At 72.5% G+C, this 16,987-nt stretch carries 13 protein-coding genes; 9 read left to right on the top strand and 4 right to left on the bottom strand.

The window, feature by feature from the left end; genetic code table 11:
- Nucleotides 1-32 precede the first annotated feature (32 nt).
- On the bottom strand, nucleotides 33-959 hold the full coding sequence (gene mshD, locus ABTZ17_RS20350) for a mycothiol synthase (RefSeq protein ID WP_352197054.1): 927 nt from the start codon (nucleotides 957-959) through the stop codon (nucleotides 33-35).
- Nucleotides 960-1,120: 161 nt separating this feature from the next.
- Here mshD and ABTZ17_RS20345 point away from each other — a divergent pair, with 161 nt between their 5' ends.
- Nucleotides 1,121-2,944 carry a bifunctional metallophosphatase/5'-nucleotidase gene (locus ABTZ17_RS20345; RefSeq protein WP_352197053.1) on the top strand — a complete coding sequence of 608 codons (1,824 nt, stop codon included), beginning with the start codon at nucleotides 1,121-1,123 and terminating at the stop codon, nucleotides 2,942-2,944.
- 238 nt (nucleotides 2,945-3,182) lie between these two features.
- The gene (locus ABTZ17_RS20340) at nucleotides 3,183-4,067 is read left to right on the top strand and encodes a phosphatidylinositol-specific phospholipase C (RefSeq protein ID WP_352197052.1); all 885 of its coding nucleotides are present in this window, start codon (nucleotides 3,183-3,185) and stop codon (nucleotides 4,065-4,067) included.
- A 104-nt stretch (nucleotides 4,068-4,171) separates the two neighbouring features.
- On the opposite strand, the gene ABTZ17_RS20335 is transcribed toward ABTZ17_RS20340, so the two are convergent.
- The 3 genes from ABTZ17_RS20335 to ABTZ17_RS20325 form a co-directional block, all read right to left on the bottom strand.
- The gene (locus ABTZ17_RS20335; protein ID WP_502994760.1) at nucleotides 4,172-5,692 is read right to left on the bottom strand and encodes a HAMP domain-containing sensor histidine kinase; all 1,521 of its coding nucleotides are present in this window, start codon (nucleotides 5,690-5,692) and stop codon (nucleotides 4,172-4,174) included.
- Entirely contained in the window at nucleotides 5,689-6,426 is a 738-nt protein-coding gene (locus tag ABTZ17_RS20330) for a response regulator transcription factor (RefSeq protein WP_352197051.1), read from the bottom strand. The genes ABTZ17_RS20335 and ABTZ17_RS20330 overlap by 4 nt, the downstream gene beginning before the upstream one ends.
- 110 nt (nucleotides 6,427-6,536) lie before the next feature.
- A complete protein-coding gene (locus ABTZ17_RS20325; protein ID WP_352197050.1) occupies nucleotides 6,537-7,868 on the bottom strand; it encodes a S1C family serine protease in 1,332 nt (443 codons plus the stop codon).
- Nucleotides 7,869-8,219: 351 nt separating this feature from the next.
- Here ABTZ17_RS20325 and ABTZ17_RS20320 point away from each other — a divergent pair, with 351 nt between their 5' ends.
- The 7 genes from ABTZ17_RS20320 (at nucleotide 8,220) to pstB (ending at nucleotide 16,633) form a co-directional block, all read left to right on the top strand.
- Nucleotides 8,220-10,451: an RNA degradosome polyphosphate kinase gene (locus tag ABTZ17_RS20320; RefSeq protein ID WP_352197049.1), complete on the top strand. Its 2,232-nt coding sequence runs from the start codon at nucleotides 8,220-8,222 to the stop codon at nucleotides 10,449-10,451.
- On the top strand, nucleotides 10,432-11,418 hold the full coding sequence (locus tag ABTZ17_RS20315) for a CHAD domain-containing protein (protein ID WP_352197048.1): 987 nt from the start codon (nucleotides 10,432-10,434) through the stop codon (nucleotides 11,416-11,418). The genes ABTZ17_RS20320 and ABTZ17_RS20315 overlap by 20 nt, the downstream gene beginning before the upstream one ends.
- Nucleotides 11,415-11,918 (top strand): NUDIX hydrolase, encoded by a 504-nt coding sequence (locus ABTZ17_RS20310; RefSeq protein ID WP_352197047.1) that lies wholly within the window; start codon nucleotides 11,415-11,417, stop codon nucleotides 11,916-11,918. Before ABTZ17_RS20315 ends, ABTZ17_RS20310 begins: the two co-directional genes overlap by 4 nt.
- Before the next feature lie 525 nt (nucleotides 11,919-12,443).
- The gene (pstS, locus tag ABTZ17_RS20305) at nucleotides 12,444-13,583 is read left to right on the top strand and encodes a phosphate ABC transporter substrate-binding protein PstS (protein ID WP_352197046.1); all 1,140 of its coding nucleotides are present in this window, start codon (nucleotides 12,444-12,446) and stop codon (nucleotides 13,581-13,583) included.
- Nucleotides 13,584-13,727: 144 nt separating this feature from the next.
- Nucleotides 13,728-14,720 (top strand): phosphate ABC transporter permease subunit PstC, encoded by a 993-nt coding sequence (pstC, locus tag ABTZ17_RS20300; RefSeq protein WP_352197045.1) that lies wholly within the window; start codon nucleotides 13,728-13,730, stop codon nucleotides 14,718-14,720.
- A complete protein-coding gene (gene pstA / locus ABTZ17_RS20295; protein ID WP_352197044.1) occupies nucleotides 14,720-15,799 on the top strand; it encodes a phosphate ABC transporter permease PstA in 1,080 nt (359 codons plus the stop codon). Before pstC ends, pstA begins: the two co-directional genes overlap by 1 nt.
- A gap of 57 nt (nucleotides 15,800-15,856) precedes the next feature.
- On the top strand, nucleotides 15,857-16,633 hold the full coding sequence (gene pstB, locus ABTZ17_RS20290) for a phosphate ABC transporter ATP-binding protein PstB (RefSeq protein ID WP_352197043.1): 777 nt from the start codon (nucleotides 15,857-15,859) through the stop codon (nucleotides 16,631-16,633).
- Nucleotides 16,634-16,987: the final 354 nt, after the last annotated feature.

Raw genomic sequence — 16,987 nt, 5'->3', positions numbered from 1 at the left:
CGGGGCTCCGTCGGGCACGCGGCGGGGACCGCTCAGGACTCCGTGCGGTACATCAGGTCCACCTCGTGCGTGGTGAAGCCCAGCCGCTCGTACACCGCGAGGGCCGCGGTGTTGTCGGCGTCCACGTAGAGCATGGCCGTGGGCAGCCCCTCGGCCTCCAGGTGCCGCAGACCCACCGCGGTCAGCGCCTTGCCCAGGCCACCGCCCTGCTCCCCCGGGGCCACGCCCACCACGTACACCTCGCCGAGGCCCTCCTCGGCGTGCACCTTCGTCCAGTGGAAGCCGACCACGGTCCCGTCCCGCTCCGCGAGGAAGAAGCCCTTCGGGTCGAACCAGGGCTGGGCCTTGCGGTCGTCCAGGTCCCGCTGGACCAGCGCGCCCTGCTCCGGGTGGTGGGCGAAGGCGGCGGCGTTGACGGCCAGCCAGGCCGCGTCGTCCTGCCCGGGCACGAAGGTGCGGACGGTGACCCCGGCGGGCAGCACCGGCTCCGGGACGGCCGGCCCGTCCGCCAGCGGACGGCGCAGCTGGCGCAGTTCGCGGAACAGGGACAGCCCCAGCACCTGCGCCAGGTGCCGGGCGGCGGACTTCCCGCCGTGCGCCCAGACCCGGATCCGCTTGCCGGAGGCGGCCAGCAGCGCCGAGCCGAGGGCGCGGCCGTGGCCGCGGCCGCGCGTCGCGGGGCTGACGACCAGCTCCCCGGCCGGGGCCTCCACCGGGTCGGTGTCCTCCAGTTGGGCGTAGCCGGCGAGCCGACCCCGCTCCGACAGCAGGAAATGCCGGATTCCCGGCCTTTGTCCGGCGTGCAGTTGGAGCCGCCCCTGTTCGGAGACGGCGGGCGTGCCGTCGGTGCGTGCGGCGTCCTCGATCAGCGCGAGCACCGCGTCGGCCTGTTCCTGGGTCAGTTCGCCGAGCTCCTGGATCTGCCGTCCGGGCTCCTGGGCCGCTGCTGAGTCAGTCATGCCACCGAGCCTACGGCGCCCCGCTCGCCCCCCAGCCGCAACCGGGTCGTAACCCGTTACCCCCTGTCGTGCTACGCGCGTTGACCATAGGCTGCGGCTGCTGTTCCCGCATGAACAGCACGTGAAACCCTCAGTCGTTCGCTGTCCGCAAAGGGGAACTGATGTCAGCGACACCACAACGGCACCGTCGAAACCGCAAGTTGGCCCTCACCGCCCTCGTCGTCACCGTGGGCGCGGGCGCCCTGGTGGCCGGGGCCCTCCCGGCCGGGGCGGCGCCCACCGGCACCTCGGGCGGCGGCAGCGCGCACGGCCGTTACGTGGATGTGCAGCTGCTGTCCGTCAACGACTTCCACGGCACCCTGGAGCCCCCGCAGGGCTCCTCCGGGAACGTCACCGAGCGTCAGGCCGACGGCACCACCAAGGCCATACCGGCGGGCGGCGTCGAGTACCTCGCGACGAGCCTGCGCAAGGCCCGCGAGGGGCAGCGGTTCTCCGTGACCGCCGCGGCCGGCGACATGATCGGCGGCAGCCCGATGCTGTCGGGCCTGTTCCACGACGAGCCGACCATCGAGGCGCTGAACAAGCTCGACCTCGACGTCACCAGCGTGGGCAACCACGAGTTCGACGAGGGGCGCCAGGAGCTGCTGCGCATGCAGTACGGCGGCTGCCACCCCAAGGAGGGCTGCTTCGAGTACGGCAAGACCTTCACCGGCGCCGAGTTCCCGTACCTCGCGGCCAACGTCACGGACGTCAAGACCAAGCGTCCGCTGATGAAGCCGTACTGGGTGTGGAAGAAGGAAGGCGTCAAGATCGGCTTCATCGGCGTGACCCTGGAGGGCACTCCGGACGTCGTGACCGCCGAGGGCGTCAAGGGCCTGAAGTTCGGCGACGAGGTCGAGACGATCAACAAGTACGCCGCCGAGCTGAACAAGCAGGGCGTGAAGTCGATCGTCGCGCTGATCCACGAGGGCGGCCTGCCCGCCTCGGCCGCGTACAACGACAGCTGTGACACGGCGGGCGGCGGCGCGGGCATCTCCGGTGCCATCGTCGACATCGCCAAGAACGTGGACGCGAAGGTCGACGCGCTGGTGACGGGTCACACCCACCAGGCGTACACCTGCACCATCCCGGACCCGGCGGGCAAGCCGCGCACCGTGACCTCGGCGGCCTCCCTGGGCCGGCTCTACACCGAGTCCACCCTGCGCTACGACCGCAAGACCCAGGACATCGTCCGCACCTCGGTGAAGTCCGCGAACCACGTGGTCACCCGCGACCAGGCCAAGGCCGCCGACATGAGCGAGCTCATCGGCCGCTGGAACGAGCTGGCCAAGCCGATCGCCGACCGCCCGCAGGGCTACATCTCGGCGGACATCGCCGGCCGCGGCTCCGCCGCGTACGAGAAGCCGCTGGGCAACCTGATCGCCGACGCCCAGCTGGAGGCGCTCGCCCCGGCCGCCAAGGGCGGGGCCCAGCTGGCCATCATGAACCCGGGCGGCATCCGGTCCGACCTGGCCTACGCCAAGAGCGGGGACGAGGCCGAGGACGGCATCGTCACCTACGGCGAGGCCTTCACCGTCCAGCCGTTCAACAACATGATGAACGTGGTGGACCTGACCGGCGCCCAGCTGATCACCGCCCTCCAGCAGCAGGTCAGCGGCACGGTCAACGGCCCGGCCCCGAAGATCCTCCAGGTCTCCAAGGGCTTCACCTACACCCTGGACCTGACCCGCGCCGGTGCCGACCGGATCGTGGTGGACTCCGTGCGCCTCGACGGCCTGCCGATCGACCCGACGCGCACCTACCGGGTCGCGATGAACGAGTTCCTCGCGGGCGGCGGTGACGGCTTCACGGTCCTGAAGGAGCACAAGAACAAGCTCGTGGGCCTGCCCGACCTGGACGCGTTCAACGCCTACCTGGCCGCGCACTCCACCCCGGCGAACCCGATCGCGCCGCCCGCGGCCGACCGGATCACCATCGTCAAGTAGGGCGCGCACCCCGCGAGGGGACCGCTCCCGAGGGGCGGCGGACCGTGGCACACCACGGACCGCCGCCCCTTCGGCGTTCCCCGGGCGGGCGGAGCGGCGGGCCGGGATGCGGGCGCGGCGGTCGGGGTCGGGCGGTCGGGGGACCGGAGCGCGAAAGTCCCTACCGACGGGTAGTCATTTGTGTCATGCCCGCGCCAGACTGTGCGCACCGTGAGACAGCCGGGATGAGGGGACGGACATGGGCCTGGATCGGCGCGCGTTTCTCGTCGGCACCACCGCACTGGGGGCCACCGCCCTGCTCGGGGCGCGCCCCGCGGCGGCGGCCGTCCCCGGGGTACGGGACTGGATGGGCGCCCTGCCCGACGCCACCCCGCTCCCCCGCCTGACCATCCCCGGCACCCACGACTCGGGAGCCCTGCACGGCGGCCTGTACGTGGCCTGCCAGACGGTCGGCATCGCCGCGCAGCTCGACGCGGGCATCCGCTTCCTGGACGTGCGCTGCCGGCTCACGGGCGGCTCCTTCGCCATCCACCACGGCTCCTTCTACCAGCACCTGATGTTCGGCGACGTCCTCGTCTCCTGCTGGAACTTCCTCGCCGCGCACCCCGGCGAGACCGTGCTGATGCGGGTCAAGCAGGAGTACTCCGGCGAGAGCGACGCCGCCTTCCGGGCCGTCTTCGACGACTACCTCGACAACCGCGGCTGGCGCCCGCTGTTCCGCATCGGCTCCGGACTGCCCACCCTCGGCGAGGCCCGCGGGAAGGTGGTCCTGCTCGCCGACAACGGCGGTCTGCCCGGCCTGCGCTGGGGCGACGGCGCCCACTTCGACATCCAGGACGACTGGAACGCCGAACCCTTCGCCAAGCGGGGCAAGATCGAGAACCACTTCCGCAAGGCCGTCCAACAGCCCGGTCGCCTCTACGTCAACCACACCAGCACCGCCGCCTACATGCCGCCGCGCTGGAACGCCGACCGGCTGAACCCGCAGGTGCACTCCTTCGTCAACGGCGGGGAGATGGCGGGCCGGACCGGGCTGGGGGTGGTCCCGATGGACTTCCCCGCCACCCGCTCGGGCCTCACCGAGGCCCTGATCGCGCACAACCCGTTCCCGACGGCGCGCTGAGCGGACGCGCGCCGTCCCGGTCGCGCGCGGCGGGCGCTCGTGCGCCGACCGGCCGTGGGCGCGCGGCGGCCCACGGGACGCCGCGGCCCTCCGGGCGCCGCCGCTCAGGCGCCCTTCGCCTCCGGGACCTCCGGGGGCGGGGTCGGGGCCCCCGGCAGCTTGAGCACGGCCACCGTGCCGGGGCCGGGCTCGGCGGGCCGCAGCTCCGCGGTGCCGCCCGCCCGGCCCACGGTGCGGGCCACGATGGACAGGCCCAGCCCGCTGCCCGGCAGGGAGCGGGCCGAGGGGGACCGCCAGAACCGGTCGAAGACGTGCGGCAGGTCCTCCTCGGCGATGCCCGGCCCGTGGTCCCGTACGGTCAGCTCGCCGCCGCGCAGGGCCACCTCGACCGCGCCGCCCGGCGGGCTGAACTTCACCGCGTTGTCGAGGACGTTGACCACGGCCCGTTCCAGCGCCGTCGGCTCGGATCGGACGTACCAGGGCTCCAGCTCGGCCGTGATCCGCAGCTCCGGACCGCGCAGCCGGGCCCGCGCCAGGGCGTTCCCGGCGATCTCGTGCAGCGCCACCACCTGGAGCGGGCCGGGTCCGGCCGCCTCGGGCCGGGAGAGCTCCTGGAGGTCCCCGATCAGCGAGGCCAGCTCCGTCATCTGCGCCTTCACCGAGGCGAGCAGCTCGCGGCGGTCGGCGGGCGGGATGGCCCGGCCGGTCTCCTCGCTGCGGGCCAGCAGCTCGATGTTGGTGCGCAGCGAGGTCAGCGGGGTCCGCAGTTCGTGGCCGGCGTCGGCGATCAGCTGGGCCTGCCGGTCGCGGGAGGAGGCCAGGGCGGCCGTCATCTGGTTGAAGGAGCGGGAGAGCCGGGCGATCTCGTCCTCGCCCTCGTCGGGGATCCGCACCGTCAGGTCCTCGGTGCGGGCGATGTGTTCCACGGCCCCGGTCAGCTCGTCCACCGGCTTCAGGCCGGTCCGGGCCACCCACAGGCCGGCGGCCCCGGCCCCGACCACGCCGACCCCGCCGACCAGCAGCAGCACCCAGGCGAGGGTGGACAGCGGTCGGTCGATGTCGGAGAGCGGCTTGGCCACGGACATCGCGAAGAACTGCCCGTTGCGGTCGTCGGTGCGCACCCCGAAGGTGTAGACGCGCATGGCCACCCCGTCGGTGGTGGTCACGTCGTGGACGGCGTTCTCCTTCTGCCGGGCGGCGATCTGCCGATCGGTCAGGGTGACCGGGAGGGTGGTGCGTCCGCTGACCCAGCAGTGCGAGCCGTCGGCGGCGACGAGCTGCACGGTGGCGTTGAGGTTGTTGGCGAACTCCAGGCCGGGGCGGGCCGGGCCGGAGGCGCAGCCCTGCTGGTTGAGGGTGGCCACCACCTGCTCGGTGGGGTTGATGGCGAGCAGCGAGGCGTCCAACTGCTCGCGCAGCTGGGCGCGGACGATCACCCAGGAGGCCACGGCCACGCCGGCCACGGCCACCGCCACGGCGGTCGCGACGAGCAGGGCCAGCCGGGAGCGCAGCGGCAGCACCCGGAACCGCCGCACCAGGCGGCGCCCGGGTCCACCACCGGCGGGCGTGCGGGCGCCCGCGGCCGGACCGGGGTCGGCGGGGGCGGCGGGGGCGGACCCGCTCACGCGTCCCCGCTCTCCGCGGCGCGCAGCACGTAGCCCACCCCGCGCACGGTGTGCACCAGGCGGGGTTCGCCGCCCGCCTCGGTCTTGCGGCGCAGGTACATCACGTACACGTCCAGGGAGTTGGAGCTGGGCTCGAAGTCGAAGCCCCACACGGTCTTGAGGATCTGCTCGCGGGTGAGGACCTGCCGCGGGTGCGCGAGGAACATCTCCAGCAGGGTGAACTCGGTCCGGGTGAGCTCCACGGCCCGGCCGCCGCGGGTCACCTCGCGCGTGGCCAGGTCCATCCGCAGGTCGGCGAAGGTGAGGGCGTCCCCGGTGAGGGTGCCCTCGGGGGCCTCGGCGGCCGCGTAGGAGCTGCGCCGCAGCAGGGCCCGGATCCGGGCGAACAGCTCGTCCAGTTCGAAGGGCTTGACCAGGTAGTCGTCGGCGCCGGCGTCGAGTCCGGTGACCCGGTCGCCGACGGTGTCCCGGGCGGTCAGCATCAGCACGGGGGTCCGCACCCCGGCGGCCCGCAGTCGGCGGGCCGCCGTGAGTCCGTCCATGCGGGGCATCTGCACGTCGAGGACGATCAGGTCGGGGCGGTAGCCCTCCGCCTTCTCCAGGGCCTCGAAGCCGTCCACCGCGGTCTCCGTGCCGTATCCCTCGAAGGCCAGGCTGCGCCGGAGCGCCTCGCGGACGGCCGGCTCGTCGTCGACGATCAGGATGCGCTGCTGGTCGGATTCGGGCGGAGTCATCGGCGGCTCGGCTTCCTCGGTCGGGGACGGGACGGTCCGGCTCCCGGCCCCGGCCGGGGCGTGCGGGGCCGGGGGGTACGGGGGCGTTCCCCAGCCTCGCACGGGAGCCGTCAGAATCCGGTTCCGAAGAACCCGTCGCCGGAGCCGGAGCCGCCGTCCTGGGAGGAGCCGTTCCCGCTGCCGCCGTCGCCGCCGGACCGCAGGTGGTCCAGGTCGGCCTTGATGGTGTTGACGGGGATCGCGAAGCCGAGGCCCACGCTGCCCGCCTCGCCGCCGGAGGAGGGCGAGTAGATCGCGGAGGGCATCCCGATGATCTCGCCGTTCATGTTGATGAGGGCGCCGCCGGAGTTGCCGGGGTTGAGGGAGGCGTCGGTCTGGATGGCCTTGTAGGAGGTGGTGTCGTTGCCGGTGTCTCCGTTGAACTGGCGTCCGTCGAAGGAGAAGGGCCAGCCGCCGCCCCCGTAGGGGGACTGCTGCTGTTGCTGCTGCTGCCCGCCGCCGTCGGACTTCGGCACGCTGACCTCGCGGTCGAGGGCCGAGACGATGCCGCTGGTGACGGTGCCGGTCAGTCGGTCCGGGGAGCCGATGGCCACGACCTGCTCGCCCACCTTGACCGAGCCGGAGTCACCGAGCTTGGCCGCCTTCAGCCCGCTCGCCCCCTCCAGCTTGATCAGGGCCAGGTCCTTGGCCGGGTCGGTGCCGACCACCTTGGCCGCGTACTTCTTGCCGTCGGCGAGGGTCACCTGGATCTCGGAGGCCCCGTCGATGACGTGGTTGTTGGTGACGACCTCGCCGTCCTTGGTGATCACGATCCCGGAGCCGGTGCCGGTGCCGCCCGACTTCTTGATGTCGATGCGGACCACGGAGGGGCTGACCTCCTCGGCCACCCCGGCCACCGTGTTCGTCGAGGTCTGGGAGACGTTGGTCCCCGGGAAGCCACCGCCGGAGCCGCTCCGCTCGCCGAAGAGCTGCTCGACTCCGGCCGCCGTGGCCCCGCCGATCACGGCGGCGGCCAGGGCCACCGCCGCGAGCAGGGCCACCGGCCGCTTGGCGCGGGCGGCGCGGGCCGGACCACCGGCCGGGGCGGGCTCGAAGGCCGCGCCGTTGCCGAGGTCCCGGCCCGCGCCCCCGCCGTCCTGGGGGGAGTGGGCCTCGTGGTAGCCGGGGGCGCTCCACGGGTCCCGGGGCGGGTGAGGCGGGGGCGGCGGGTAACCGGCGCCCGCGGGGGCCGCCGGGCCGGCGGCCCCGGGGTACGTTTCACGTGAAACATCCCCCTGGCCCGGATACGGACCGGCGGCACCGTCCGGCGCGGGGGCCGCGGCCGCGTCACGGGCGAGGCGCTCACGCCCGCGCTCCCACTGCTCGCCCCAGGGGCTGTGCGGCGGGTTCGGGCTCTGCTGGTTCTCCTGCGGGGCGCCGTCGCGGCGGTGGCTGTCGGTCATGGGTACGACTCTGCGTCCCGATCATGAGAGCTTCCTGAGCCTGCCCTGAGAACCCCGACAGAAGCGTGTAAGCCGCCCGTAAGCCCCGGGCCGCGGCCCGGGGGAACGGTCACCCGTCCAGCGCGAAAAGCCCAGGTCGGCACGGGGCGTGTTCCGTTGAGGACACGAAAAGGTCACCCCTTGGGAGCCCGGCTCCCTGGATGCCACGCGCCATTAACCACGCATTAATGCACGCTTGCCACGCTCGCGCACATGCAGCCCGCGGTCCCTTCCTCCTCTCGCCCGGCACTCCGGCTGACCGCCGGGAAATCCGGCGCGCCTGTACTGCCGCGTGCGCGGAAGAATGGAGGTATGAGCCAGCAGAGCAGCGCCGAGGTCCCCGTCCAACACGTCCAGCCCTCCGTCGGTTCCATCGCCGCGCACCGGCCGCATTCGGTGGCGGCGGGCATCGTCGACCTGGAACCCGACCTCGACGCCGACCTCGACGCCTACGACGAGGACGCCGCGGCCGGTGAACTGCCCTCCGGACGCTTCCTCGACCGCGAACGCAGCTGGCTCGCCTTCAACGAACGTGTGCTCGAACTGGCCGAGGATCCGACCACCCCGCTCCTCGAACGGGCTAACTTCCTCGCGATTTTCGCCAGCAACCTCGACGAGTTCTTCATGGTCCGCGTCGCGGGCCTGAAGCGCCGCATAGCCACCGGCGTCGCCACCCGCTCCGCCTCCGGACTCCAGCCCCGCGAGGTGCTGGAACAGATCTGGACCCGCTCCCGCGAGCTGATGGCCCGGCACGCCGCCTGCTACCAGCACGACGTCTCCCCGGCGCTCGCCGAAGAGGGCATCGAGCTGACCCGCTGGCCCGAGCTCACCGAGAAGGAGCAGGCCCGCCTCTTCACCCTGTTCCGCAACCGGATCTTCCCGGTGCTCACCCCGCTGGCCGTGGACCCCGCGCACCCCTTCCCGTACATCTCCGGGCTCTCCCTGAACCTCGCCGTGGTCGTCCGCAACCCCGTCAGCGGGCACCGGCACTTCGCGCGCGTCAAGGTCCCCCCGCTCCTCAACCGCTTCCTCGAAGCCTCCCCGCAGCGCTACGTCCCGCTGGAGGACGTCATCGCCGCCCACCTGGAGGAGCTGTTCCCCGGCATGGAGGTGCTCGCGCACCACACCTTCCGGGTCACCCGCAACGAGGACCTGGAAGTCGAGGAGGACGACGCCGAGAACCTCCTCCAGGCCCTGGAGAAGGAGCTCATGCGGCGCCGCTTCGGCCCGCCGGTCCGCCTGGAGGTCGAGGAGTCCATCGACCCCGGCGTCCTGGACCTGCTGGTGCAGGAGCTCAACGTCAGCCCCGCCGAGGTCTACCCGCTGCCCGGCCCCCTGGACCTCACCGGCCTCTTCGGGATCGCCTCCCTGGACCGGCCCGAGCTCAAGTACCCCAAGTTCGTGGCCGGCACCCACCGCGACCTCGCCGAGGTGGAGTCCGCCTCCGCCCCCGACATCTTCGCCGCCCTGCGCGAGCGCGACGTCCTCCTGCACCACCCCTACGACAGCTTCTCCACCTCGGTGCAGGCCTTCCTGGAGCAGGCGGCCGCGGACCCCGACGTCCTCGCCATCAAGCAGACCCTCTACCGCACCTCCGGCGACTCCCCGATAGTGGACGCCCTCATCGACGCCGCCGAGTCCGGCAAGCAGGTCCTCGTCCTCGTCGAGATCAAGGCCCGCTTCGACGAACAGGCCAACATCAAGTGGGCCCGCAAGCTCGAAGAGGCCGGCTGCCACGTGGTCTACGGCCTCGTCGGCCTCAAGACCCACTGCAAGCTGTCGCTCGTGGTCCGCCAGGAGGGCGAGACCCTGCGCCGCTACAGCCACGTCGGCACCGGCAACTACCACCCCAAGACGGCACGCCTCTACGAGGACCTCGGCCTGCTCACCGCCGACCCCCAGGTCGGCGCGGACCTCTCCGACCTCTTCAACCGGCTCTCCGGCTACTCCCGCCGCGAGACCTACCGGCGCCTGCTCGTCGCCCCCAAGTCCCTCCGGGACGGCCTGATCTCCCGCATCAACAAGGAGGCCGCCCACCACCGGGCCGGCCGCCCCGCCTACGTCCGCATCAAGGTCAACTCGATCGTGGACGAGGCCCTCATCGACGCGCTCTACCGGGCCTCCCAGGCCGGCGTCCCCGTGGACATCTGGGTCCGCGGCATCTGCGCCATCCGCCCCGGGGTCGCCGGACTCTCCGAGAACATCCGGGTCCGCTCCGTCCTCGGCCGCTTCCTGGAACACTCCCGGCTCTTCGCCTTCGGCAACGGCGGCGAACCCGAGATCTGGCTCGGCAGCGCCGACATGATGCACCGCAACCTCGACCGCCGCATCGAAGCCCTGGTCCGGGTCACCGACCCCGCCCACCGCGCCGCCCTCGACCGGCTGCTGGAAACCGGCATGTCCGACGCCAGCTCCTCCTGGCACCTCGGCCCCGACGGCGAGTGGACCCGACACAGCACCGACCCCGAAGGCCAGCCGCTGCGGCACGTACAGGAGATGCTCATAGACGCCCGGAGGCGCCGGCGTGGCTCAGCCAAACCATGACCCCTGTGCCGGTGACGTCCTGGGCGCGTACCTGCGCGCCCAGGCGACCGCCTTCCTCCGCGGTCTGAGACTGCACGAGGAGAGCGGACCGGACGCCGCGGAAGCCGCCGGGGCCGCCCTGGCCCTGCGCGGCGCCGCCCGCCGCATCTGCGCCTCCCTCACCACCTTCCGCCCGGTCACCGACCAGCCCTGGGCGGACTCCCTGCGCACCGAGCTGACCTGGCTCTCCACCACCCTCGCCGCCGAGCACGCCCACGGAGCCCTGCTCGGCCGGCTGCTGGACGCCCTGCACCGGCTGTCCGGCGGCCCCGAGGTGCCCGGCCAGCGCGCGGGCACCGGCCGGTCCGCCCTGACCGTGGGCCCGGCGCGGGCCGGCGCCCTGCTCGAACGCCAGCTCACCCTGGCCCGGACCCGCTCCCACTCGGCCACCCTCCAGGCCCTCGGCTCCGCCCGCTTCCACGCCGTCGCCGACGCCGTGGCCGTCCTGGCCTCCGAGGTCCCCCTCGACCCGATCGCCGCCGCCGGACGCACCGACTCCGTACTCGTCCCCCTCGCCGCCCTCACCACCGACCGCCTCACCACCGCCGTCGGCGACCTGCCCCTGCTCCGCGCCGCGCACCCCTACAACGCCGAGGCCCTCGTCGAGGACGAACAGCAGGACGCCCCCTGGCACCGGGTCCGCTCCCTCCTGCGCGTGCACCGCTACGCCCAGGAGACCCTCGCCGGCCCGCCGGACCTGCTGGCCCGGCTCACCGCCGCCGGCGAGGCCCTGGACCGGCACCGCGACGCCTCCGCGGCCGCCGCGGCCTCCGCCACCGCCGCCCGCACCCCGCGGATCGCCCCCGCCACCGCCTACACCCTCGGCGTGCTCCACGCCGACCAGCGCCACGAGGTCGAGGCCGCCCGCTTCGACTTCCAGCGCATCTGGCTGCGCGCGGCGGTCCCCGCGGGCGGCGGCCCCGGATGACCGGCGACGACCCCGACCGACCGGGCGACCTCCCGGACCGCCCCGCCGGCACCCACCCCGCCTCCCGGACCGGCGCGGGCGGCCCCGGCGGCCCGCGCCCCCTGGTCGCCGCCGGCTGCGTGCTCTGGCGCCGCTCCCCCCGGGACGGCGGCATCGAGGTCTGCCTGGTCCACCGGCCCCGCTACGACGACTGGTCCCACCCCAAGGGCAAGGTGAAGAAGCGGGAGACCGCCGCCGCCGCGGCCGTCCGCGAGGTCCTGGAGGAGACCGGACAGCGCTGCGCCCCCGGGGCCGCCCTGCCCACGGTCCGCTACCCGGTCGGCGGCCTGCCCAAGACCGTCCACTACTGGACGGCCGAGGCCCTGGGCGGCACCTTCACCCCCTCGGACGAGGTGGACGAGATCCGCTGGTCGGCCCCCGCCGCCGCGGCCGCGCTCCTCACCCACCCCCACGACCGCGAGCTCCTCGCCCGCGCCCTGCCGCTGCTGCCGCACCCCTGACCCGGGCCCGTACCCGCGGCGCCGCACCCGCCGCGCGGCGCCGCCACACCACCCCGGCACCCGCGCCCCAGCCGACCCGACCGGCCGCCGCGGGGCCCGCGCGCCCGCCGGGCCGGCCGGGCCGGCCGGAAACCGACGCCCCGGCCCGCTGCCCCGCTCCGCTCACCCCGCCGTCACCACCACGCCCCCACCCGGCCGGCTCCGCGCGGGCGCACACCCCGCCTCCACCCCGGCAGCACCGGGTTCCGGGCCGTTCCCGCAGCTCGCGGGGGCTGTACGGGCACCCCGGCGCACTTCCGGCGGACCCGCCGGTACCGCACCATGCCGTCCGCCACGGTTCACCGTCCGTTCACTCACACCGGTCGACCGCTTCACCTGATCTGCCTAATTTCGATCGTGCGAGGTGCACCGCGGCCCCCCAGTGGGCCATGACGGGCGCACCGAGCCCTGATCACTCAGACGCAGTCCTCTTCGCACGCCGCCCACGACAACGCGACCGGCGGCTCCTGGAAGGAACACCCGAAAGTGAAGCTTCAGCGCAAGAACCGGCTTCGTGCCTCCGCCCTCGGGGCCCTCGTCGTGTCCGGCGCCCTGGTCCTCACGGCGTGCGGCTCCGACGACAACACCACCCCGAACAAGGACGGCAGCAGCAACGCCGCCGCCCCCACGGGTGACGCGAAGGCCTGTGAGGGCGCCAAGGGCCAGCTGCTGGCCTCCGGCTCCTCCGCGCAGAAGAACGCCATGGACCTGTGGGTGAACGGCTACATGGCCACCTGCCCCGGCGTCCAGGTCAACTACAAGTCCTCCTCCTCCGGCGAGGGCATCGTCGCCTTCAACCAGGGCACCGTCGGCTTCGCCGGTTCGGACTCGGCCCTGAAGCCGAAGGAGGTCGAGGACTCGAAGAAGATCTGCACCGGCGGCCAGGGCATCAACCTGCCGATGGTCGGCGGCCCGATCGCCATCGGCTTCAACGTCTCCGGCGTGGACAAGCTCACCCTCGACGCCCCCACCCTCGCCAAGATCTTCAACGACAAGATCAAGAAGTGGGACGACGCGGCCATCGCCAAGCTCAACCCCGGCGTGAAGCTGCCCTCCACCGCCATCCAGGCCTTCCACCGCTCCGAGGACTCGGGCACCACCCAGAACCTCGGCAAGTACCTCTCGAAGACCGCCGAGAAGGACTGGCCGTACGAGGCCGAGAAGAAGTGGCCGGCCCCCGGTGGCCAGGCCGCCTCCGGCTCCGCGGGCGTCGCCGCCCAGGTCAAGCAGGTCGACGGCGCGATCGGCTACTTCGAGCTCTCCTACGCCAGCTCGCAGGGCATCAAGACGGTGGACGTCAACACCGGTGCCGCCGCCCCGGTCGCCGCCACCTCGGAGAACGCCTCCAAGGCCATCGCCGCCGCCAAGATCGAGGGCACCGGCAAGGACCTGGCCCTGAAGCTCGACTACGCCACCAAGGCCGAGGGCGCCTACCCGCTGGTCCTGGTGACCTACGAGGTCGTCTGCGACAAGGGCAACAAGGCCGAGACGCTCCCGACCGTCAAGTCCTTCCTGAACTACACGGCCGGCGACGCCGGCCAGAAGCTCCTCTCCGAGAAGGGCTACGCGCCCATCCCGGCCGAGATCAACGCCAAGGTCCGCGAGGTCATCGCCTCGCTGTCCTAACGAGGGACCAGGAGGCCGGTCCGCCCCCGTCCGGGCGGACCGGCCCCCGACCCACTCCCGCAGGGGACCTGAACACCCCCCTCCGGGACCCATCCGGTGCACCGCCGCCAGGGGGCTCCACCCCCCACACAGACCGGAAAGACCATGGCTTCCACCACACGCACCCAGATAGAAACGGCGCCCGCCGCACCACCCCGCGGCAGCGCCTCCACCGGCCGCGCCGGAGACAAGATCTTCTCCGGGCTCTCCAAGGGCTCCGGGATCCTCCTCCTGGCGATCATGGCGTCCATCGCCGTGTTCCTCACCTTCCGCGCCGTGCTGGCCCTGTCGAAGAACGAGGGCAACTTCCTCACCACCTTCGACTGGAACGCCACCGGCGAACCCCCCGTCTTCGGCATCGCCGTCCTGCTCTACGGCACCGTCGTCAGCTCGATCATCGCGATGGTCATCGCGGTCCCGGTCGCCGTCGGCATCGCCCTCTTCATCTCCCACTACGCCCCGCGCAAGCTGGCCTCGCCGCTCGCGTACGTGGTGGACCTGCTGGCCGCCGTGCCGTCCATCGTCTACGGCATCTGGGGCGCCCTCTTCCTGGTCCCGTACCTGGGCGGGCTCACCTCCTGGCTGGACCAGTACCTCAGCTTCACGTACCTGTTCGACAAGACCCAGGTGGGCGTCGACCGCTCCCTGTTCACCGTCGGCATCCTGCTCGCGATCATGATCCTGCCGATCGTGACCAGCGTCAGCCGCGAGGTCTTCCTCCAGGTACCGCGCATGAACGAAGAGGCCGCCCTGGCCCTCGGCGCCACCCGCTGGGAGGTCATCCGCATGTCGGTGCTGCCCTTCGGCCGCTCCGGCGTCATCTCCGCCTCCATGCTCGGCCTCGGCCGCGCCCTCGGCGAGACCATGGCCGTCGCCACCGTCCTCTCCCCGAGCTTCCTGATCTCCGGCCACCTGCTCGACCCGGGCGGCGGCACCTTCGCGCAGAACATCGCCGCGAAGTTCGACGAGGCCAACGAGTTCGGCCGGGACGCCCTGATCGCCTCCGGCCTGGTCCTCTTCCTGCTCACCCTGCTGGTCAACGGCGCCGCTCGCATGATCATCGCGCGCCGCAAGGAGTACTCGGGGGCGAACGCCTGATGAGCCACGCACTGCAGGACCAGCGCCCCGTACGGCCGCGCAAGTCCGCCCCCAGCACCCTCACCCGCGGTGGCCTGCCCCGCTGGGCCCCGGCCGGCATCGCCGCCGTCTCGGTCGCCCTCGGCATCGGCATCGGCGCCGTCACGGGCCTGGAGAGCCGGATCCAGTGGGGTCTGATCGCCGCCGCACTCTTCGTGGTGATCACCTACACGGCCAGCTCCATCGTCGAGAACCGCCGCCAGGCCAAGGACCGCGTCGCCACCTCGGTGATCTGGGTGTCCTTCGTCCTCGCCGTGGTCCCGCTGCTCTCCCTGCTCGGGGTCACCATCGACCGCGGCATCGAGGTCCTCGACGGCTACTTCCTCACCCACTCGATGGCCGGCGTCGCCGGCTTCGCCCCCGGCGGCGGCGTCTACCACGCCCTGCTCGGCACCATCGAGCAGGTGCTGCTGGCCACCCTCATCGCCGCCCCCATCGGCCTGCTGACCGCCGTCTACCTGGTCGAGTACGGCAAGGGCAAGCTCGCCAAGGCCGTCACGTTCTTCGTCGACGTCATGACCGGCATCCCCTCCATCGTCGCGGGACTCTTCATCCTCACGACCTGGACGCTGATGCTGGAACAGGGCCCCTCCGGCTTCGCCGGCTCCCTCGCCCTGTCGATCCTGATGATGCCCGTCGTGGTCCGCTCCACCGAGGAGATGCTCAAGCTCGTCCCGAACGAGCTGCGCGAGGCCAGCCTCGCCCTCGGCGTCCCGAAGTGGCGCACGATCCTCAAGGTCGTGCTCCCCACCGCGATCGGCGGCATCTCCACCGGCGTCATGCTGGCCGTGGCCCGCATCGCCGGCGAGACCGCCCCGATCATGCTGCTGGTCTTCGGCAACCCGCTGATCAACGACAACCCCTTCCAGGGTGCCCAGTCCTCGCTCCCCCTCTACATCTGGGAGCAGTACAAGGTCGGAAGTGAAGACTCCTTCGACCGCGCCTGGGCGGCGGCGCTCGTCCTGATCGCCTTCGTCATGATCCTCAACCTGGTGGCCCGCGGCATCGCCCGCTGGAAGGCCCCGAAGACCGGCCGCTAAGGCATCTGACGTGCGGCCCCGGGCAACGGCGGCCGGTAGAAAGAAGCAGTGATTCACATGGCCAAGCGCATCGACGTCTCCGGTCTCTCCGCCTTCTACGGCACCCACAAGGCCATCGACGACATCTCGATGACCGTCGAGCCCCGCTCCGTGACGGCCTTCATCGGCCCCTCCGGCTGCGGCAAGTCCACCTTCCTGCGGACCCTCAACCGCATGCACGAGGTCACCCCCGGCGGCCGCGTCGAGGGCAAGGTCCTCCTGGACGACGAGAACCTGTACGGCGCCGGCGTGGACCCGGTCTCGGTCCGCCGCACCGTGGGCATGGTCTTCCAGCGCCCCAACCCCTTCCCCACCATGTCGATCTTCGACAACGTGGCGGCGGGCCTGCGCCTGAACGGCAACGTCAAGAAGAGCGAGCTCGCGGACGTCGTCGAGAAGTCCCTCAAGGGCGCCAACCTCTGGAACGAGGTCAAGGACCGCCTGAACAAGCCCGGATCCGGCCTCTCCGGCGGCCAGCAGCAGCGCCTCTGCATCGCCCGCGCCATCGCGGTCGAGCCGCAGGTCCTGCTGATGGACGAGCCCTGCTCCGCCCTCGACCCGATCTCCACCCTCGCCATCGAGGACCTGATCGGGGAGCTGAAGGAGCAGTTCACGATCGTCATCGTGACGCACAACATGCAGCAGGCCGCCCGCGTCTCCGACCGCACCGCCTTCTTCAACCTGGCCGCGGTCGGCCAGCCCGGCAAGCTCATCGAGATCGACGACACGGACCGGATCTTCTCGAACCCGTCCGTCCAGGCCACCGAGGACTACATCTCGGGCCGCTTCGGGTAGACCGCGGCGGAAGCAAGACGTCCTGCGGTGCTGCATGGCGGTGCCACCGCAAGGCGAAGGGCCCGCCCCCTGGGAAGGGGGCGGGCCCCGTTCACGTTCGGGCTCCGTTCACGGCGCGTGCCCCGGGAGGCCGCCCGTACGCCGTACAGGACCCGTCGGGAGCCGTTCCCGGCCCGGGGGCACCGGGGGATCCACCGGGCAGCACGAAGGCCCCTGTACGACGTACAGGGGCCTTCGGAGACCGGAATCTCAGCAGCGACGTCGGACGAACGCCAGGTTCACGACCCGGAAGCACAACGCCGCCACCAGAGCGGCCGCCGGCATCGTGATGCTGCGACCACCCGGGGGACGACC

Source organism: Streptomyces sp. NPDC097619 (assembly GCF_040302735.1).
Classification (GTDB): domain Bacteria; phylum Actinomycetota; class Actinomycetes; order Streptomycetales; family Streptomycetaceae; genus Streptomyces.
This window is presented reverse-complemented; position numbering and strand designations above follow the sequence as displayed.